The sequence below is a fragment of the Stenotrophomonas sp. KH_029 genome, assembly GCF_057839765.1.
In genome coordinates, this window is the sequence record NZ_CM174498.1 from 1,075,841 (window position 1) to 1,095,496 (window position 19,656).

Sequence of the window (19,656 nt, forward strand, 5' to 3'; positions counted from 1 at the left end):
ATGCTCCGTTCGGTGCGTTACCCGCGCCGGGATTGCAGTTCCGCGTCCAACCGGGCCAACCGCTCCGGCGTGCCCACGTCGGTCCAGCGGCCGCGATGATGTTGCCCGCTGACCCGGCTGCGGGCCATGGCATGGCGCAGCAACGGGGCCAGCCCGAACTGCGGCGGGTGGGCGGAGGCGCCGGGGGTGTCGCCGATCACCTCGCGCCAACCGTCGATGATGGCGGGGCGGTAGATCCCGATACCGGCGTAGGTCAGCCGTGCGGCATCGCCCTGGTCGCTGACCCGGCCATCGTCGTGCAGGATGAAATCCCCACGCGGGTGCTGCACGGGGTTGTCGACCAGCACCAGGTGCGCGTCGCCATGCGGCGCGCGCGGCAGCGCGGCCAGATCCAGGTCGGTCCAGATATCGCCGTTGATCACCAGGAACGGCGCATCGCCCAGCACCGGCAGCGCGTTGAGGATGCCGCCGCCGGTTTCCAGCGGCGTGCCGCCCTCGTCGATGAAGTGCAGGCGCAGGCCCCAGCGCGCGCCGTCGCCCAGCGCGGTGGCGAACTGGTCGCCCAACCACGAGGTATTGATCACTACCTCGCTGAAACCGGCCGCGGCCAACCGCTGCAGATGCCACGCGATCAGCGGCTTGCCGCCGGCCACCAGCAGCGGCTTGGGCGTGTGCAGGGTCAGCGGGCGCATGCGCTCGCCCTTGCCTGCCGAGAAGATCAATGCCTTCATGGGCGCGCCAGCACCGGGCTGGCCAGCTGCGCCATTGCCGGCTTGATGCGCTGCTCCAGCAACGCCTGCAACGGTGCCAGCGTGGGATGGCGCGGCAGCACTTCCTCCAGGTAACCGATGAAGCGCGGTGCATCGTCGAAGTAATGGCCCTTGCCGTCGCGATCGCGCAGCCGCACGAACAGGCCGAGGATCTTCAGGTGGCGCTGGATGCCCATCCAATCGGCATCGCGCAGGAACTGCGGCCACGGCCGCACCGGCAGGCCGGCGGCCAGCGCCTGGGTGTGGTAGCGCGCCAGCCAGGCATCGACCTTCTCCAGCGGCCAGCTCAGGAACGCGTCCTTGAACAGGCTGACCGGGTCGTAGGCGATCGGCCCACGTACCAGGTCCTGGAAATCCAGTACCGCCGGGCCGCCGTCGACCGGCATCAGGTTGCGCGGCATGAAGTCGCGGTGGGTCAATACCTGCGGCTGCTGCAGCGCGTTGTCCATCAGCTGCCGGTGCACTCCTTGCAGCTGTTCCAGCGCGCTGCCATCCAGCTGCAGTCCCAGGTGGCGTTGCAGGAACCATTCGTCGAACAGCCCGGCATCGCGTTGCAGCAGCGCCTCGCCGAAGCTGCCCATGCCCTCGGGCACGGCGATCGACTGCAGCCGGATCAGCTGCGCGAACGCCGCATCGAACCAGGCATCGGCGTTGGCAGCATCGATATACCGGGCCAGGGTCGGGCCACCGAGGTCTTCCAGCAGCAGGAAGCCCTGCTCGACATCGCGCTGCAGTACGCGCGGCACGCGCACGCCGTTGGGTTCGAGCAGGTCATGCATGCGCAGCCACGGGCGCACGTCTTCCAGCCCGGGCGGCGAGTCCATCACGATGTGGCTGCCGCGCGCGCTGGTGGCGCGCCAATAGCTGCGGAAGCCGGCGTCGACCGAGGCGCGGTCGAGGGCCAGGTGCGGGTCGGCCAGCGCGGTGCTGGCCCACTGCCGGCGCTGTTGGGCGCGCAGGGGATCGGAAGCAGGATCGTTCATGGACGGGTACGTCGAAGCGGCACCGGGTGGCGCCAGGGAATGAAAAAAAAGGGGGGTAGGGCGCGGCCTCAGCCTTTGCCCTTGCCGGCGCCGCTGACCAGCCGCAGCAGGGCCAGCACCGCCACCGCGCCGAGCACCGCGCCGAGGAAGCCGGCCGGTTCACCGGCGGCATACCAGCCCATGTACTGGCCGAACCAGCCGGCCAGCAGGGCACCGACGATGCCCAGCACGATGGTCAGCAGGCAGCCCATGCGGTTGTTGCCGGGCATGAAGAAGCGCCCGAGCAGGCCGACCAGAAAGCCGACCAGGATGATGTAGAGCCAGCTGGTGCTGCCGAACAGTCCGTTCATGCCAATGCGTCGTTGGGGGGCGTGGACGCAGCCTAGCAAGGCCGGGCTGCGTCCGTCACGCCGCGGCGCTCAGCAGCAGCCGTGGCCGCCGTGGCGGGTGCCGCTGTCGGCGGCTACCGGCGAGCCGCTGGTTTCGCCACGCAGGCTGGCCGCGTAGTGCTCGCTGATCACCTTGGACACGCAGGAAGTGACCTTCTTGCCCATCGGGATGTGCAGGAACTCGTTGGGGCCATGCGCGTTGGAGTGCGGGCCGAGCACGCCGGTGATCATGAACTGCGCGCCGGGGAACTTCTCGCCGAGCATGCCCATGAACGGAATCGAGCCGCCTTCGCCCATGTACATCGCCGGCTTGCCGAAGAAGGTCTGGCTGGCATCGTCGATGGCCTGGGTCAGCCACGGCGCCATCGCCGGGGCGTTCCAGCCACTGGAGGCCTTTTCCAGGTCCAGCTTCACTTCGGCGCCATTGGGCGGGTCGCGCAGCAGGGCTTCCTTGAGCAGCTCGCCGCAGGCCTTGCCGTCAGCGGTCGGCGGCAGGCGCAGCGACAGCTTCACCGCCGTATGCGGGCGCAGCACGTTGCCGGCCGAGGCCAGCGGCGGCATGCCGTCCACGCCGGTCACCGACAGCGCCGGGCGCCAGGTGCGGTTGAGCACCAGCTCGGTGAGGTCCTCGTTCATCGGCACCAGGCCGTCGACCATCGGGAATTTCTCGAAGATCGCGGTGTCCACCACGTCGGCGGCACGCTTGGCCTGTTCCAGGCGCTCGGCCGGGATGTCCACGTTCATGCCCTCGATCAGGATGCGGCCGGTGTTCTCGTCCTCGATGCGCGAGATCAGCTGGCGCAGCAGGCGGAAGCTGGACGGCACCACGCCGGAGGCATCGCCGGAATGGACGCCTTCGTTGAGCACCTTGACCGAGAAATTGCCGCCGGTCAGGCCGCGCAGCGAGGTGGTGCACCACAGCTGGTCGTAGTTGGCGCAGCCCGAATCCAGGCACACCACCAGCGACGGCTTGCCGATGCGGTCGGCCAGGTGGTCGACATAGGCCGGCAGGTCGTAGCTGCCCGATTCCTCGCAGGCCTCGATCAGCACCACGCAGCGCGCGTGCGGCAGGCCCTGTTCCTGCAGCGCCAGCACCGCGGCCAGCGAGCCGAACATGGCGTAGCCGTCATCGGCGCCGCCGCGGCCATACAGCTTGTCGCCACGCAGCACCGGCACCCACGGGCCCAGGTCGTCGTCCCAGCCGGTCATTTCCGGCTGCTTGTCCAGGTGGCCGTAGAGCAGGATGGTGTCGTCGCCGGTTTCGGCGCCAGTGGCGGGGATTTCCAGCAGCAGCAGCGGCGTGCGGCCTTCCAGGCGCACCACCTCCACGGTCAGACCGGGCAGGTTCTGGGCCCGGGCCCAGGTTTCCATCAGGGTGACCGCCTGCTCCATATAGCCGTTTGCGACCCAATCGGCGTCGAACATCGGCGATTTGTTCGGGATACGGATGTAATCGACCAACTGCGGGACGATCTCGCTGTCCCACTTTTCACTGACGAATTGGCCGAGTTTGGCGCTGTCCATCTGAAACTCCAATCGCTTTGGCAAGTCCTCACATTCTACGCCGGTGCCGGGGGTAGGGATTTCCCTACATCACGTCGGGTATTTGGCCTGCTGTGTGAAGGTGCTGTGGACGATAGGCTATGTGTATGTGGTGAGGGACGCTGATGCCTCCGACGGGATAGCCGGCGGGTACCGGTCCAGAACCACAAGGAGTAACAAGGTGGGGCCTTGGTTTTCGTGGAAGGCGCTTGCGCTGGGACTGCTGTTGATCGGCGCCGCACACGCGGCCGACCGCATCGACATCAATACGGCAGATGCGTCGACGCTGCAGCAGGGATTGACGAACGTGGGGCCCCACAAGGCCGATGCGATCGTAGCGTACCGGCGACAACACGGACCTTTCCTCCGGGTCGAGGACCTGGCACGGGTGAAGGGGATAGGGACAGCAACGGTCGAACGGAATCGACGGCGGATGACGGTGGGGACCATGAAGGCCCCTGCGGCGGAACCCCCCAGGAGGGTGGTGCCAGCGTCCGTACCAAGGCGGTGACCAGACAGGACAGGTCGGGGACAGGCACGGAGCCGGTCACTGGCTGCCGCGCAGGAGGCGCGGTGGCACCGACACACGCAGGGAAGCGGCACGCACGGATGCAGCGCGGAAGGATTGGCGCCGATCCACCAGGATGGTGGCATCCAGGCCCGGGATGGGGCTGCGATGGCGAACGGACATACGGCCGAGTGCAGGAAGCATGGCCGGCACCCAAACTGGGCAGGACGCACAGGGGGAAGGCGGGATGCCGACAGGGACGTGAAGATTGCCCGGTACTGCACAGGAGGTGCGGCCGGGCAATTTCTTTTTGGGGTGACTGAAACGACGGACAGGGCAGTTCGTCATGCGCGCAGATCCCAGCCTTCGGCAGGGCGTCATCCACGCATGGCGTGGATCTACCCGTTGGATCGTCGGTGTCGGTGGCAGCGCCACGCCATGCGTGGCTGCGCGCGGTTTTCGCGAACGCAGGCAGGCACTTGGTGTAGCGTGGCTTGATCTCTTCGAATGGATGCACGACATGGCAGTACGCAGCACGCTGTTGAGTCTGGCGCTCGGGACGCTGCTGGCGACCGGGATGCTCCCCGCCACGGCCGCCAACAGTGCGCCGACGGCCAGCACCGCCACCGAGGCCCCGCGCGGCCCGACCGACCTCAAGCCCGGGCAGTTCCTCTGGCACCCGGAGATTTCCCCGGCCGGGCCGATCGTGCTGGTGGTCAGCCTGGATGAGCAGCGCGCCTACGTGTACCGCAATGGCATCGCCATCGGCCTGAGCACGATCAGCTCGGGCAAGGCCGGGCACGAAACGCCCACCGGCGTGTTCACCATCCTGCAGAAGGACAAGGACCACAAGTCCAACCTCTACAACAGCGCGCCGATGCCCTACATGCAGCGGCTGACCTGGGACGGCATCGCCCTGCATGGCGGCAGCCTGCCCGGGCATCCGGCCTCGCATGGCTGCGTGCGGCTGCCGCAGGCGTTCGCGCAGAAACTGTTCGGCCAGACCAAGCGGGGCGATACGGTGGTGGTGGCCGATGCCAAGAGCGCGCCGATGACGCTGGCCTACCCGGCGGTCCTGGCCCCGGTCAACAGCACCGGCAAGCCGCTGGCCGAAACCACCGGTGCGCCGGAACACTATTGGAACGATGCCGCCGCGCCCAGCGGCCAGGTCGGCATCCTGGTCAGCCTGCACGACCAGCGCCTGTACGTGCTGCGCGATGGCGTGCTGATCGGCGAGTCGCGGTTGGAAGCCAAGGCGCTGCCGGCGTTCGAAGGCACCACGCTGTTTGTGATGCAGCAGGGCTACTCGGACCTGCCCAGTCCGCTGGATGCGCACCAGCGCCTGCACAAGTGGACCGCCTATCCGCTGCTGGGCCAGAGCGCCGGCAATGCCAGCCCGGACCTGCTGGCCACCCCCAGCCTGCCGATGGCGTTGCCGCCGGCCTTTGCCGAGCAGTTGTACAAGGCGCTGGTGCCGGGCACCACGCTGCTGGTGACCAGCCTGCCGGCGGTACGCCCGGTGGCCGATGAACAGAATCTGCAGCCGGTGTTGGAATCGGACGCGGGCGGGTCCACCTTGTAGGCATTGCTCCTGTTGGTATGCCGTCCATGCGCGTGTCCCGGATAACCTCGATGGCCCTGTGCGGGCTGGCGTTGGCCGCCTCGGCCGGCGGCGCATGGGCAGCGCCGGCCGCACTGCCGCCGGCGCAGCTGGCCGACATGCTGGCGCGCGCGGCGCCGGGGGCCGACCGCAAGGTGCTGCGGCTGGCGGCCACGGCGATGGCCTGTGCGCTGCGCCGGCCGGAGCTGGGCATCGACCCGACCCGGTTGAGCGTGATCGATTATTCGCGGCCCTCCACCGAACAGCGCATGTGGGTGTTCGACCTGGCCCGGCAGAAGCTGCTGTTCGAGGAATGGGTGGCGCACGGCCGCAACAGCGGCGGCAACCAGACCGAGCATTTTTCCAACCGCGACGGCAGCTTCATGTCCAGCCTGGGTGCGTTCACCGCCAGGGAAACCTACATGGGCGGCAACGGTTATTCGCTGCGCCTGGAAGGACTGGAGCCGGGCTTCAACGACCATGCGCGCGACCGCGCCATCGTCATCCACGGCGCGCCCTACGTGAACCCGACCATGGCCCGGTTGCAGGGTCGGCTGGGCCGCAGCCTGGGCTGCCCGGCGGTGCGGCTGACCGTGGCCAGGCCGCTGATCGACAGCCTGCGCGGTGGCACGCTGGTGTTCGCCTACTACCCCGACAAGGACTGGCTGGCCCGCTCGCAACTGCTCGGCCCGGACTGCGGCGGCAACGCCGGCTGAGGCACAATGGCGGCATGTCGACCGATACCGTCCTGAGCGCTGCCACGCGCGTGATTTACCGTGGCGAGTACCGCCGCGAACGCTGGCGTAACGGCCTGGGCTGGACCCGCGAAATCCTGCGGGTGCCCGACCACGATGACTGGCAGGTACGCCTGTCGATCGCCGAGATCGAACAGGATGCCGCGTTCTCTTCCTTCCCCGGCGTGGAGCGTGAACTGGTGCTGCTGCAGGGGCAGGGCCTGCGCCTGCGTTTTGGCGACGGGGCGCTGCACACCCTGTTGCCGCCGCACGACCGGCTGCGGTTCGCCGGTGAGGCGCAGGTCGCTGGCGAGCTGGTGGACGGGGTGACCCACGATTTCAACCTGATGTGGCGGCGCGATGCGATCGATGCCGAGTTGCTGCACCGGCCGCTGGTGGGCAGCATGTTCTTCTTCACCGAAGCGGATACCGCCTGGGCGATCCACCTGTTGTCCGGACAGGCGCAGTTCGACGGCGACACCGACCTGCCGCCGTTGGAAGCCGGCGATACCGCGTGGCTGGCCGCCGGTGAGCGGCGGCGTTTTGCGTTGCATGGGGGTGGGGAGTTGTTGGCGATCCGGATTTCACCGGGGAAACCTCCACTTGCATGACGACACCGCCAATCAACGGCTGCTGACCCGGATCAGGGAAGCACGGCAGGCGTTGCTGCAGGGGCACTGCTCTCCCGCCGAGATGGCGAGCACGTTGCTGGTAAATGGCCGTGCGTTGGATGCGATGCCATATGCATTGATCCGAACGTTCGAGAGCCTCTCGATGGATTTTGAGATCGCATCTTGGTGCGATGAGGAGGGTACGGAGCCGGACCTGCGTGCCGCATTGCAGGGCCTGGACCGATGGCTGGATGACGTAGCGCAGTTGCAGCGGTAGGGTCGCATCCCGATCCACTGCCGATACGCTTCGCAACGTTCGGCAAGGGCATGACCTGCGATCGAAGGCGACTCCGGCACGGTTCATGCGTCCGTCGCGCCGGTCACCGTCACCGGCAGTCGTTTGGGAACCGACCCTACCGAAGCGTGCGGTGCATTGGAGCTTTGGTAGGGTCGCATCCCGATCGACTGCCGATACGCTGCGCAACGTTCGGTAAGGGCATGACCTGCGATCGAAGGCGGCTCCGGCACGGTTCATGCGTTCGTCGCGCCGATCACCGTCACCGGCAGTCGTTTGGGAACCGACCCTACCGGCGGCGTGCGGTGCATTGGAGCTTTGGTAGGGTCGCATCCCGATCGACTGCCGATACGCTGCGCAACGTTCGGTAAGGGCATGACCTGCGATCGAAGGCGGCTCTGGCACGGTTCATGCGTTCGCCGCGCCGATGCACATCACCGGCAGTCGTTCGGGAACCGACCCTACCGGCGATGCGCGATGGCCGTTGCTCAATACACGTCGCGCCGATACCGTCCGGCGACGATCAATGCTTCCTTGCCTTCGCGCCCCAGCGCCTGTTCGATCACTGCATCCACCGCCGGGGCCATGCCCTGCAGGCTGCCGCAGACCAGGACGGTGGCACCGTCGCGTACCCACTGGCGCAGCTCGTCCAGGCGCGCCTGCAGCCGGTCCTGCACGTAGCGGTGTTCACCGCCATCGCGGCTGAACACCGTATCCAGGCGCTGGATGCCCCTGGCCTGATGCCAGACGCTGAGTTCATCGCCAAAGAAGAAATCGTGGGCCTGGGTGCGCTCGCCGAACAACAGCCAGTTGCGTCGCGCGCCGGCGTCGATGCGGGCGCGCAGATGCGCGCGCAACCCGGCAATGCCGGTGCCGTTGCCGATCAGGATCAACGGTGCGTCATGCGCCGGGGCATGGAAATTCGGGTTGCTGCGGAAGCGCAGGTCGATGCGGCCGCCCAGTTCGGCGTGGTCGCACAGCCAGCCGCTGCCCAGCCCGGGCGTGCCGTCCGGGCGCAGCTGGCGGCGCAGCAGCAACAGCACCTGGCCTTCCACGGGCATGCTGGCGATGGAGTACTCGCGGTGCGGCAGCGGCCGCAGGCTGGTCACCAGCGCAGCCGCGTCATCGGCGGGCAGCTCATCGGCGCCCGGCAGATGCGCGCGCGATAGATGGGTACGCAGGGTCTGCCCGTCGATCATCCGGGCGCCGTCCATTCCGGCCTCGGCCAGCCACGCCTCCACCGCCGCCGGCGCGTGCCGCGGGCCGATCTCCACCACGTCGCCGGCCTGCCACGCGGGCAGCACGCCGTCGGCCGGCACCAGCGCCACCTGCCAGGTCGGCGCGCCCGGGCTGCCCGGGTTCTGCAGCGCACGGCTGCGCAACTGCCAGTGCTGGTACTCGGCCGGGTTCCAGTCGGGCAGGTCGGTGGCGCTGCCGCCAAGCTGGCCCAGCAGCTGCTGCCAATGGCGCAGCGCGGCCGGGTCGGCGTTGTCCACCTCGACCGTGTCGAACAACGGATGCGCACCGTGCTGGCGCAACCACGCATCGAGCTGGTGGCCGAAGGCGCAGAAATGCCCGTAGCTGCGGTCGCCCAGGGCCAGCACGGCGTAGTGCAGTTGCGGCACGGCCAGCGCCTGCGGCATGACGTTGCGCAGGAATGGCAGCGCGTGGTCGGGCGCATCACCTTCGCCGGTGGTGCTGGCGATGAACAACACCCGGGTGGCCTGCTGCAGCGTGCCGGCATCGATCTGGTGCAGGCCGCGCAGCCGCACCGGCAACCCGGCCGCGCGCAGTGCCTCGGCGCTGCGTTCGCACAGCTGCCGGGCGAACCCGGTCTGGCTGGCCCAGACCAGCAGGATCGGCGCGGGTCCGCCGGTGGCGATGGCATCTTCGTGCGGGCGCCCGCGCCACCAGATCAGGGCGCACAGCGCGGCATAGCCGGCCACGCTGCCGGCTGCCCAGCGCCAGCGCGCGGCCAGCGGTGCGCCCTGCCACCAGCTTTCCTGCAGGTGCAGGCGCAGCAGCAGCCAGGCCAGTACCGCCAGCAGGGTGATCACCAGCAGGTTGCCAACGGCGGCGCGCGAGGGGCGGCTCATGCCGGCCGCGCCTGGGGCGCATCGAGCAGCCGCGCGAAGGCCGGGCTGAGGTGTTCTTCGATGCCGTGCGCGCCGCGGCAGACGAAGCGTGCGGCCAGGCCATGGGCCTGGGCGAAGGCAAGGCCCTGCGCATGGCCCATCACGGTCAGCGCGGTGGCCCAGGCGTCGGCGTGCATCGCATCGCGCGCGGCGACGGTGACCGCCGCGGCGGCGCGCTTCACCGGCGCGCCGGTGCGCGGGTCCAGGGTATGGCTGAACTGCGCGCCGTCCTGCTCGAAATGGTGCCAGCGGTCGCCGGAGGTGGCCACGGCCAGGTCGTCCAGCGCCAGCACGCGTGCCGGCAGGTCGGTGCCGGCGTCTTCTTCGGGGCCGGCGTCCACCAGCACGCGCCACGGTTGGCCATCGGGCTTGTGACCGTAGCCGTGCAGTTCGCCGCCTACCTCCACCAGTGCGGCCGGCACGCCCTGCTGGCGCAGCCACTGGCTGGCCTGGTCCACGCCGAAGCCCTTGGCGATGGCCGACAGGTCCAGGTCCAGGCCACCGGGCTGCAGCAGTTGGCCGGCCTGCCAGTGCAGGCGCTGCCAGCCGCAGCGGGCGCGGGTGGCGGTGAGCAGGGATGGGTCGGGGATGCGCCGGGCCTGTGCCTGCGCGCCGAAGCCCCACAGCGCCACCAGCGGGCCGACGGTGGGATCGAAGGCGCCGTCGCTGCGCCGGGCCACGTCGATGGCGCAGTCGAGCACGCGGGCAAACAGCGCCGGCGGTGTGTGTGTGGTTCCCGCCGCTGCGCGGTTGAACCGGGAGATGTCGCTATGGGCTTCCCAGGTGCTCATCTGCGCCACGATGGCGTCGAGCCGGGCCTGGATGCCGGCATGCAGCGGGTGCAGGTCGCAGGTGCGCGCCACGGCCAGTTTTACCTGCCAGGTGGTGCCCATGGTGTGGCCACCGAGGCTGGCGATGTCGATATCTGCGTCGTTCATGGGGTGGGCATGGCGGGCGTGCCGCCCTGCGCCGGAAGGCGTCTGGTAGGCGCCCCCTTGCTGTGCAAGGGGGCGCGGAGGGGAGCGGGAAGGTGCGCGCAACAACCGCCAACGGCGGTTACTGCGGCAGCACTTCCAGCGTGGCCACGTAGCTCAGGCGGCGGGTCTTGGCCTGCTTGAGCGAGGTCTTCTTGTCTTCGCTGCCGGTTTCCAGCCAGTACATGCCCGCTTCGGGCCAGGTCACCGAGAACTCGCCCTTCTTGTCGGTGGTGACCTTGATCTCGTCCTGGGCGTTGCGGTAACGGGTGCCACCGCGAGTGATCTCGAAGGCCAGCCCGGCGCGCGGCTTGCCGTCGATCAGCACGCGGAAGCGCGCGGCTTCACCGGCGACCAGGTCGTTGGGATGGCCCAGCGCGATCATTTCGATGCCCTGCTTGGTCGGCTTGAGCGCGGTGTCGTTCGGGGTGCCGTTGGTGACGAAGGTTTCGATGCGGCCGACCGACTGGGCCACCTGCAGCTTCTTGGCCTTCTTCGGCACTTCGCTGGCGAAGGTGGCCGGGGTGCCGCGCCAGCGCTTGGGCTTGCCGTCTTCTTCCCAGCTGGCCGACAGGCCGTTGTTGACCGAGGCCAGGCGGTAGGTGCCCTGCTGGGCCAGTTCGACGTCGAACACGCTGCGGAACTTGCCGGTGGCTGCGTTCTGCGGCTGCACGACGGTGCCGTCCGGGGCGGTGATGACCAGGCTGTCCAGGCGCAGCGGCACGTGGTTGAAGTAGAACAGGTCGTTGGACACCGCCGCATCGACGGTGATCCACGGGCTGTTGCCGGCGATCACGGTCTGCGAGGGCTGCAGCCAGGCCTTGTGGGCCAGGGCGGAGAACGGAAGTGCGGCGGCCAGGGCGGCGGCTAGGACAAGCGAGCGCTTCATCGAAAAACTCCATGTAGGGATGAGGGGGAGGATGGCCGGGGGGCCATGCCACCGTCGCAGGGCGACGGCCCGGTGGGTACCTGCCCGGCAGGGCAGTAAAGCATCAGGGCTTGGCCGACAGCGTGACCAGGCCCAGTTCGGTGCTGCCCTGCGCCTTGCCGCTCTGTGCGGAGGTCGCCGGCCAGGTGAAGGGGATCTTGAGCAGTTCGCGGCCGCCGACTTCACGCACGGCTTCCACCACCAGAGTGTAGTTGCCCGGGGCCAGGGCTTTCAGTGACGGCTGTTTGTCGTTGAACGACAGCGCGTGCTTGCCGGCCGGGCGGGTCGGGCCGGTCACCCCGTCCACGGGCACGTCCAGGGTGCGGCCGCTCTTGCGCCACCACTGGCGCAGGTCGGGCAACCACTTGGTGCCATGGCCTTCGCTGTTGCCGGTCTGCTGGTACCACACCGACAGGTTGGCGGCGACCTTCTGGTCGGCCCCTTCCAGCCACACGGCCACGTAGGGGCGGTGGTATTCGGCAACGGTGAGCTTGGGCACCTCGACGTTGATGTCCAGGGTGGCGGCATAGGCCGGCGAGGTGGCCAGCAGGCCGCTCAGGGCGATGGTCAGGGTGACGCGCATGGTGCGGCTCCGGAGGGGACGGTCAGTGGATGAGGATCAGGGCGATCAGCAGCGGCACCAGCAGGCCCAGGCCGACCAGCGGCCAGGTCATGCGACGCTGGCGGGCATGCAGGTGCAGCAGGAACAGGCCGGTGATGCAGAACACCAGGCAGGCGGCGGCGAAGACGTCCAGGAACCAGCCCCAGGCGGGGCCGGCGTTGCGGCCCTTGTGCAGGTCGTTGAAGTAGGACACCCAGCCGCGCGAGGTGGCTTCGTATTCCACCGCGCCGCTGTCGCGGTCGATGCTCAGCCAGGCGTCGCCGCCGGGGCTGGGCAGGGACAGGTAGATTTCGCCCTCGGACCATTCGGCCGGGCGGCGGCCGATCGAGATGGCCAGTTGTTCGTCCAGCCAGCGGGCGGTGGCGCGCGGGAGCGGGGCGTTGCCGTCGGCGCGGTCGCCGAGCTTGCCGAGCAGGTCGGCCGGCAGTTCCAGCTGGCGGTTGACCACCTGGGGCTTGGCTTCGATCCTGGCGGCATGGTTCAAGGTGATGCCGGTGGCGGCAAACAACAGCATGCCGATCAGGCATACGGCCGAGCTGATCCAGTGCCACTGGTGCAGGGTGCGCAGCCAGAAGCCGCGGCTTTGTTGTTGCTGCACGCTGGAGGAGGAAGTAGCCACGGTCACTGCATTGGGATCTGGATGCGGATTACACCATTGATGAGAATGGTTCGCAATTTGTTGCTCTTTCGCTTGAAGCCGAAGCCGAAGCCGAAGCCGAAGCCGAAGCAGAGCGGCACTGTGGGCTGCGTGGGCTGCGTGGGCGGTACGGCGGGCATGGGTTCACGGGACACGCCGTAAACCCCGCTCCGCGGCCCGGCCCAGCCGCCGGCGGCTGTGCGTTCGGACGGATGCGAGGCAGCGCCTCGCAGGCAATCTGCCCTCACCCTTGGGGGCTTGGCGAAAACTTGCTCGCATGCGCTGTCCTGCGCATCCGGCAAGGCCGGGGTTGGGCGTCCTGCCCAACCCGTCCGGCGCATGCGCCGGACCCATGTTTTCGACAGTCCCGTGAACCCATGCCCGCCGCACCGTGCACGGTTGGCTGGTGCGCACGGAAGAGCAGGCTCTTTGAGGTTTTTGGGGGGAGGTGCCGAGCATGGCTCGGCACTACCAGGCGCACCGACCATCGGTCGGTAGCTACCGGGAAATGGAACTTTCCGGTAGAGCCGAGCCATGCTTGGCTGCTTGTGCCTCCATGCGGTTGATCTGCCGTCAGAGCTATCCCATCCCGCCGCCCCAATCACAGAACCAGCGACGTGGCGTGCTGTTGCCTCCGCCGCAGTGCACCTCCAATTTCAGAATTTCGCGTTCAGCGAAATCCAGTAGCTGCGGCGCTGGTCCTTGGTCGAATAGTCGTCCACGCAGCTGTATTCGCTGTCGCTGATCAGCGCGCACGACTGCGATACGAAGTCCTTGTCGAACAGGTTGTTGACCCGTGCGTTGACCGTCAGCCAGGTGTTGATGTCCCAGCTGCCGCCGAGGTGGAAGATCGTGTAGTCCTCGTAGTAGCGGGTCTGCGAGGTGCTGACGCCGCCGACGTTGCCGACCAGCGTGTCGCGGTAGCGGTCGTAGCGGCCTTCGCCGATCAGCGACAGGCTCACTGCCTCGCTGACCTGCCAGTTCAGGCTGGCATTGGCCATGTGCCTGGCCGGGTTGCCGGTGATCGGCAGGCCCCGGCCGGCGCCGCTGGTCTGTTCGCTGCGGGTCCAGGTGTAGTTGCCGCGCAGTTGCAGGTTGTCCAGCAGGTCCACCTGCGCGGCCGCTTCCACGCCACGGGTTTCGGCCTTGTCGATGTTCACGCTCTGGCTGAAGGTGCCATAGCCCAGCGCCGCCCAGCCCGGGCCGATGTCCACGCAGTAGCTGCCGTCGTTGGGCGCCACTTCGCAGTTGGCGAACGTGCCGCCGCTGGCGATCTTGTCGTCGAACTTGTTGAGGAAGCCGGTGACGTTGAAGCCCCAGCGGTCGCCCTGGTAGTACGCGGCGACTTCGTAGTTGGTGCTGGTTTCCGGCTGCAGGTTCGGCGAGCCGACCAGCGGGATCACGCCCTGGCCGCCGAAACCGACGATGCCGGGGAACAGCTGGTCCGGGCGCGGGGTCTTGTAGCCGGTGCTGACACCGCCCTTGAGGGTCCACGCGTCGTTGGCGTTCCACACCAGGTAGGCGCGCGGGCTGACATGGCTGCCGAAGATGTTGTGGTCGTCGTAGCGCACGCCGACGGTGGCGGTCAGGGTGTCGGTCAGCGACCAGTTGTCCTCGGCGAACAGCGCCCACATGCGGTGCTGCTGCCTGACGTTGTCCTTGTAGCCGGCGCCGTCCATGCCGAACACGCCATCGACCATGTCGGTGTCGTTGTACTGGCCGCCAACGGTGAGCTTGTGCGCGCCGAAGGTCAGGTCGAGCATCGTGTCCAGCACGTTGCCTTCCAGTTCCATGGTGCGCAGCGGGCGCGGCAGGAATGCCTGCAGCCGCGTCATCTCGGCCGGGTTGAGCGCGCCCAGCCCGTTGCGCGCGCCGGCGGCGCAGTTGGCCGCCGCGCCGGTGCGGCGGCAGACATCGTTCCACAGCGTCTGCAGGTTGGCGCGCTCGTCCAGGGTCAGCGGCAGCGAGCGGCCCAGGTTGTTGCTGGTGATGTGGGTCAGCGTGGTCTGCCAGGTGCCGAACGCGTAACGGCCCTGGTGGGTCAGCGCCAGCTGGTCGCGTTCATAGCGCTGGTAGGCGGTATAGCCCACCCGCGGCTGCACCACCCGGCGGGAGACGGTACCGCTGCCGTTCGGGTTGGGGATGGTCGCGCTGCCGACCCGCCACAGGCTGACCAGGCTGTCCAGGGTGCCGGTCTGGCCTTGGCTGTTGTCATACTTCTGGCGCGACACGTCGTAGTCCAGCCACAACTCGTGGTCGTCGTTGACGGTGAAATTCAGCCGCAGGCCGGTGTTCCAGTTGGTGTTGGCCACCGCCTTGCCGCCGCCACCGAAGCCGATGCTGCGCGACCACAGCGTGCCGTCCGGCAACGGCAGGTCGTCCCATTCCGGATTGGACGCCTTGGTGTCGTAGTAGCTGCCGCGCACCGACAGGCCCAGCCGGTCCTTGACCAGCGGGCCGCTCAGGTAGAGATCGGTGCTGCGCGCATCGCCGAACTGGTCGTCCTGCTGCACGGTGAAGCCCTGGGTGAGCGAGCCATGCCAGTCGGCCTGGTTGCGGCGGGTGATGATGTTGATCACCCCGCCCATCGCGTCGGAGCCATACAGGGTGGACATCGGCCCGCGCACCACTTCGATGCGCTCGATCGCATCCAGCGGCGGCATGTAGGAGAACTGGCTGCCACCGAAATTGTTCGGATACAGGTTGCCGGCATTGCTCTGGCGGCGGCCGTCGATCAGCACCAGGGTGTAATCGGAGGGCATACCGCGCATGGAGATGGTGGCGCGGCCGTTCTTGTCGGTTGGTTCCATGCCCACGTCGATGCCTTCGACGTCGCGCAAGGCATCGACCAGGCTGGTGTAGGGCCGCCTGCTCAGTTCCTCGCGGCTGATCACGCTGATGCTGGCCGGGGCATCGGCGATCTTCTGCTCGAAGCCGGCGGCGGTGACCACCACCTTGTCCAGCGTGGTCGGCGCGGCGGCGCCATTGGCCAGGGCCGGGCCGCTCAGGGCGCCGAGCAGGGCCAGGCACAGGGTGTGGCGGGAAACGGACAGGCGGGCACGCTGGCGCTGGGCCATGGGGGGAACCTCGGAAAGGAAAGACGGACGCGGGCGCCGCGGCCGGTGGCCGCAGCGGTGCAGGAAGCAGTGGGATGCCCTTGGGGGCGGGGAAACCTTCAGCCGGCGTGGCGCGGGGCGCTCACGCGCCGGTCGGGATCAGCCCTGCGGCGGGGCCTGGCCGCGCTGTACGCGCAGCCCGGGGGCCGCCGGCAACGGCGTGGCCGGGGCCGAGCCCACCGCCGGGGCGGTCTGCGGCGGCAACGGCAGCAGCGTGGCCATCAGCGTATCCAGTGCCTCCGGCAATGCCGGCGGCCGGGGCTGGGTGGCCGGCGCGGGGCGCGCGCTGGCGGTCCGGCGCGGCTTGGCCGGGGTTTCTTCCTGCAAAGGGGCTTCACCGCCGCCGGCCAGGCGTTCTTCCACCGGCAACTGCAGCACCAGCGCGGTGCTGCCGGGCAGCGTGAGCTCCAGCACCGGCAGGCCGGCCACCAGCATCGACAGCAGCGCCAGCCAGGCCAGCACGACGGCCAACGCCGGCCGCTGCCCGCGCATGGCGGGGGCGAAGCTGCGGTGGCGGTGTGGATGGCGCAAGAACAATCCTCTGCTGGGCGTGGCCCAGGGGGAGCCGGCGCGGCGGGATTGTAGGTGAGATTGGTTATCCAACGCAAATGGGAATGATTTGCGACTGTGTGAGGTGTTCGGTCCGACGCTGTTGCTGCGTCCACGGCTCAGCGCGCTGCGCTTACACCTCGCTCCAGCGCCGCAGCAGGTTGTGGTACACCCCGGTCAGCTGCAGCACCGCATCGGCGTCGGCGCCGCCGCCCCGCAGGGCCTGGATCGCCGTGTCCATTTCCAGCAGCATGCGCCGCGCGCTGTCGTCGCGGACCATGCTCTGCACCCAGAAGAACGACGCCAGCCGCGCGCCGCGGGTGACCGGGTTGACGCGGTGCAGGCTGCTGGACGGGTACACGATCAGGTCGCCGGCCGGCAGCTTCACCTCATGCTCGCCGTAGGTATCGCTGATCACCAGTTCGCCGCCGTCGTAGTCCTCTGGCGGGCTCAGGAACAGCGTGCACGACACATCCGAACGCAGGTGCGTGCGCTGGCCGTCCTCGGTGGTGATCATCACCGCCCCATCGACGTGGAAGCCGTACTCGCCCCCACCCTGGTAGCGGTTGAAGCGTGGCGGCAGGATCCGCAGCGGCAATGCCGCTGCGAAGAACAGCGGGTGGCGTTCCAGTGCGGCCAGCACTACCCGGCCCAGCTCGGCCTTGACCTGCGAGGTGTCGGGCAGCTGCTGGTTGCGCTTGACCTGCGCGCCCTGCGCACCGACGGTTTCGCGGCCATCGGTCCAGTCGGCCGCAGCCAGGCTGCGTTGCAGCAGGGCCAGCTGGTCGGCATGGAGTACATCGGGAACATGCAGCAACATGGGGCGATCCTCGTGCGGCGCGGGGGGATGGCCCCTCGCGCCGCCACTGCATCAGAAGCGGATGTCCGCGCTGAGCAGGAACGAGCGCGGGGCGCCCGGGGTGTAACGGTAGCCGCTCTTGTTGATCGCGGCCACGTACTGTTTGTCGAACAGGTTGTAGGCGTTCAAGCGCAGCACCAGGTGCGGGTTGATCTCATAGGAGGCCACCGCGTCGTAGACCGTGTAGGACTTGGTGAACGCCGGGGTGCCCACCGCGCCATCGGTGCCGCGGTGCATCTGGCCGGCGTAGCGCACGCCGCCGCCCACGGTCAGGCCGAACGGGAAGCTGTAGCTGGTCCAGCCGGTGAAGGCGTCGCCGGGGGTGTAGGTCAGGTTGCGGGTACCGTCGGCGGCCACGTTGGCGCCTTCCTCCACCTCGGTATCCAGGTGGCTGTAGCCGGCCGATACCGACCAGTTGTCGGTGATGCGGCCCACCGTGGACACCTCGATGCCCTGCACCGATTTCTTGCCGGTCTGGGTCGGGTTGCCGGCGTCGTCGAGCACCTGGGTGTTGATCTCGTTGCTCACCTCGGTCTTGAACAGCGCCACGTTGAAGGCCAGGTTGTCGTCCAGGAAGCTCCACTTGGTGCCCACTTCGACGGTCTTGGCCTTCTGCGGGTCCAGGCTGGGGTTGTCGGCGCTGCTGGCCGAACCGCTCAGCTGGAAGTTGCTGCCGCCGGGGGGCTGCTGGGACAGGGCGTAGTTGGCGTACAGGCTGACGATGTCATCGACCTTGTAGACCGCGCCGATCTTCCAGTTGAGCAGGGTGTCCGAGTGTTCCAGCGAGGGATTGCGCAGCACCGTGCCGACCGGGTTGCTGCCGCAGGCCGGGCCGCGGCCGCCGCACACCGACGCGCTCTGGTACTGGGTCTTGTAATGGTCCGCGCGCAGGCCGGCGGTCAGCAGGAAGCTTTCGCCCAGGTGCAGCGTGTCGAACAGGTATACCGAGGAGGTGGTGGTCTTGCCGTGGCTGTCGGCGCCGTTGTGCGCCCAGGTCAGGCCGGTGGCGTTCCAGTCCGGTGCATACAGGTTGGCCGGCGACCAGGTGGTGCCGCCGGTGGCGGCCTGGCCGAAGCTCTTCAGTTCTTCGCGGGTGAATTCCAGCCCGGTGCTCAGGTTGTGCACGATGCGCCCGGTGCTGAAATCCGCGCGCAGGTTGAGCTGGTCGGTAAGGATGGTGTTCTGCTGGTCCTTGAAGGTGGGCAGGCTGCGCGCCAGGGTGTAGCTGCCCAGGTCGGCCGGGTTGCCGTAGCGGATGTTGCCGGTGGGCGCGCCGTTGCCGCCACGGGCGCCGGTGCCCATGAAGGCGGTCAGCAGGTAATCCTGCTCGGTGCGGCCCCAGCGCGCGGTGTTGGTCAGGCGCACGGCGTCGTTGAAATCGTGCTCGAAGCGGAACGTGGCCATCTTCGCGGTGACATCGTCATGGTCGGCGCGGGTGCCGTAGAAGTTCTCCGGGTTGACCGGGTGGCCGGTCAACTGCTCCAGCGTGGGCTGGGCGGTCCAGCCCGGCAGGCCCAGGGTCGGCACGCCGCCGTCGGGCACGTTGTCCTGGTCCACGTACAGCAGGTTGAGGAAGTAGCGGGTGTTGGTGCCCAGCCCGAACGCCAGCGACGGCGCGATGCCCCAGCGCGAATTGTTGACGTGGTCGCGGCCGGGCTGGTCGCTGTCCTGCCACATGGCGTTCAGGCGCAGCGCGCTGGTGGCGCCCAGTGCCTGGTTCCAGTCGGCGGTGGCGCGCTTCTGGCTGTCGCTGCCAGCCGATACCGTCGCCGATACCGCATCGTGCAGGTTGGCCTGCTTGCTCACCATGTTGATCGCGCCGGTCGGTGCCGAGCGGCCGTTGTCGGTACCGGCCGGGCCCTTGGCTACTTCCACCTGTTCGGTATTGAACACATCGCGCGAGATCGAGCCGATGTCGCGCACGCCATCGACGAAGATGCTGCTGGAGGTATCGAAGCCGCGCATGAAAATGGCATCGCCGGTGTTGCTGTTGCCGTTCTCGCCGGCGTAGAAAGTGCCCACGCCCGGGCTGTTGCGCAGTGCTTCGGTCAGCGTGGTGGCGGCCTGCTGCCTGAACAGGTCGCTGGTGATCACCTGGACGGTCTGCGGGGTGTCCTGCAGCGACTGGGTGAATTTCGGCGAGGCGACCTTGTCGGCCTTGTAGCCGCGCACGCCCAGCACATGCACCTGGTCCAGCGTCTGCGGGCTGGATTGGGCCAGGACCGCGCCCGGCAGGACGGCCAGCCCCAGGCCGGTGACCAGGCTGGCCGTGGCCAGGCTGGCGGCGCTGCGTGCGGGGGAGGAGTGTTTGCGGCTCTTGATCATGGTGGAAAGACCTGGAAAACGAAAAAAGACGGAGGCAGGGCCGGCGCGCAATGGCAGGCGGCCATGCACGCTGGACGAG

General features: G+C 68.4%; 19 protein-coding genes. 5 read left to right on the top strand and 14 right to left on the bottom strand.

The features are described from left to right. Positions 1-17 precede the first annotated feature (17 nt). The 4 genes from murU to AC3ITM_RS05060 form a co-directional block, all read right to left on the bottom strand. Positions 18-731, bottom strand: a complete 714-nt coding sequence (gene murU / locus AC3ITM_RS05045) for an N-acetylmuramate alpha-1-phosphate uridylyltransferase MurU (RefSeq protein WP_489268863.1) — start codon at positions 729-731, stop codon at positions 18-20. Continuing rightward, complete coding sequence (locus AC3ITM_RS05050) at positions 728-1,753, bottom strand: aminoglycoside phosphotransferase family protein (RefSeq protein WP_489268865.1); 1,026 nt, start codon at positions 1,751-1,753, stop codon at positions 728-730. The genes murU and AC3ITM_RS05050 overlap by 4 nt, the downstream gene beginning before the upstream one ends. Before the next feature lie 68 nt (positions 1,754-1,821). Further along, a complete protein-coding gene (locus AC3ITM_RS05055; RefSeq protein ID WP_489268867.1) occupies positions 1,822-2,103 on the bottom strand; it encodes a GlsB/YeaQ/YmgE family stress response membrane protein in 282 nt (93 codons plus the stop codon). Between the two features lie 69 nt (positions 2,104-2,172). After that, positions 2,173-3,666 carry a M20 family metallopeptidase gene (locus tag AC3ITM_RS05060; RefSeq protein ID WP_489268869.1) on the bottom strand — a complete coding sequence of 498 codons (1,494 nt, stop codon included), beginning with the start codon at positions 3,664-3,666 and terminating at the stop codon, positions 2,173-2,175. Positions 3,667-3,760: 94 nt separating this feature from the next. Between AC3ITM_RS05060 and AC3ITM_RS05065 the strand changes: the two genes are divergently transcribed. The 5 genes from AC3ITM_RS05065 to AC3ITM_RS05085 all read left to right on the top strand — a co-directional run bounded on the left by AC3ITM_RS05065 (position 3,761) and on the right by AC3ITM_RS05085 (position 7,414). Then, complete coding sequence (locus AC3ITM_RS05065) at positions 3,761-4,195, top strand: ComEA family DNA-binding protein (protein ID WP_489268871.1); 435 nt, start codon at positions 3,761-3,763, stop codon at positions 4,193-4,195. Between the two features lie 517 nt (positions 4,196-4,712). Then, positions 4,713-5,774 carry a L,D-transpeptidase gene (locus tag AC3ITM_RS05070; RefSeq protein ID WP_489268873.1) on the top strand — a complete coding sequence of 354 codons (1,062 nt, stop codon included), beginning with the start codon at positions 4,713-4,715 and terminating at the stop codon, positions 5,772-5,774. A gap of 26 nt (positions 5,775-5,800) precedes the next feature. Continuing rightward, on the top strand, positions 5,801-6,508 hold the full coding sequence (locus tag AC3ITM_RS05075; RefSeq protein WP_489268874.1) for a murein L,D-transpeptidase catalytic domain family protein: 708 nt from the start codon (positions 5,801-5,803) through the stop codon (positions 6,506-6,508). 14 nt (positions 6,509-6,522) lie between these two features. Continuing rightward, positions 6,523-7,137 (top strand): HutD/Ves family protein, encoded by a 615-nt coding sequence (locus AC3ITM_RS05080; RefSeq protein ID WP_489268876.1) that lies wholly within the window; start codon positions 6,523-6,525, stop codon positions 7,135-7,137. Next, positions 7,130-7,414, top strand: a complete 285-nt coding sequence (locus AC3ITM_RS05085; RefSeq protein WP_447592342.1) for a hypothetical protein — start codon at positions 7,130-7,132, stop codon at positions 7,412-7,414. The genes AC3ITM_RS05080 and AC3ITM_RS05085 overlap by 8 nt, the downstream gene beginning before the upstream one ends. Positions 7,415-7,920: 506 nt before the next feature. On the opposite strand, the gene AC3ITM_RS05090 is transcribed toward AC3ITM_RS05085, so the two are convergent. The 10 genes from AC3ITM_RS05090 to AC3ITM_RS05135 form a co-directional block, all read right to left on the bottom strand. Continuing rightward, positions 7,921-9,528 (bottom strand): sulfite reductase subunit alpha, encoded by a 1,608-nt coding sequence (locus AC3ITM_RS05090; protein ID WP_489268878.1) that lies wholly within the window; start codon positions 9,526-9,528, stop codon positions 7,921-7,923. Beyond that, positions 9,525-10,505, bottom strand: a complete 981-nt coding sequence (locus AC3ITM_RS05095; protein WP_489268880.1) for an FAD:protein FMN transferase — start codon at positions 10,503-10,505, stop codon at positions 9,525-9,527. Before AC3ITM_RS05095 ends, AC3ITM_RS05090 begins: the two co-directional genes overlap by 4 nt. Before the next feature lie 118 nt (positions 10,506-10,623). Beyond that, the gene (locus AC3ITM_RS05100) at positions 10,624-11,430 is read right to left on the bottom strand and encodes a DUF4198 domain-containing protein (RefSeq protein WP_489268881.1); all 807 of its coding nucleotides are present in this window, start codon (positions 11,428-11,430) and stop codon (positions 10,624-10,626) included. A gap of 103 nt (positions 11,431-11,533) precedes the next feature. Then, positions 11,534-12,052 (bottom strand): DUF2271 domain-containing protein, encoded by a 519-nt coding sequence (locus AC3ITM_RS05105; RefSeq protein ID WP_489268883.1) that lies wholly within the window; start codon positions 12,050-12,052, stop codon positions 11,534-11,536. 22 nt (positions 12,053-12,074) lie between these two features. After that, the gene (locus AC3ITM_RS05110) at positions 12,075-12,710 is read right to left on the bottom strand and encodes a PepSY-associated TM helix domain-containing protein (protein WP_489268885.1); all 636 of its coding nucleotides are present in this window, start codon (positions 12,708-12,710) and stop codon (positions 12,075-12,077) included. Between the two features lie 2 nt (positions 12,711-12,712). After that, entirely contained in the window at positions 12,713-12,883 is a 171-nt protein-coding gene (locus AC3ITM_RS05115; RefSeq protein ID WP_489268887.1) for a hypothetical protein, read from the bottom strand. Positions 12,884-13,384: 501 nt separating this feature from the next. Continuing rightward, on the bottom strand, positions 13,385-15,805 hold the full coding sequence (locus AC3ITM_RS05120; protein ID WP_489268889.1) for a TonB-dependent receptor domain-containing protein: 2,421 nt from the start codon (positions 15,803-15,805) through the stop codon (positions 13,385-13,387). Between the two features lie 138 nt (positions 15,806-15,943). Continuing rightward, positions 15,944-16,375 (bottom strand): hypothetical protein, encoded by a 432-nt coding sequence (locus tag AC3ITM_RS05125; RefSeq protein ID WP_489268891.1) that lies wholly within the window; start codon positions 16,373-16,375, stop codon positions 15,944-15,946. Positions 16,376-16,526: 151 nt separating this feature from the next. Beyond that, on the bottom strand, positions 16,527-17,213 hold the full coding sequence (locus AC3ITM_RS05130; protein WP_489268893.1) for a Fe2+-dependent dioxygenase: 687 nt from the start codon (positions 17,211-17,213) through the stop codon (positions 16,527-16,529). Between the two features lie 51 nt (positions 17,214-17,264). Continuing rightward, a complete protein-coding gene (locus tag AC3ITM_RS05135; RefSeq protein ID WP_489268895.1) occupies positions 17,265-19,577 on the bottom strand; it encodes a catecholate siderophore receptor Fiu in 2,313 nt (770 codons plus the stop codon). Between the last annotated feature and the right edge of the window lie 79 nt (positions 19,578-19,656).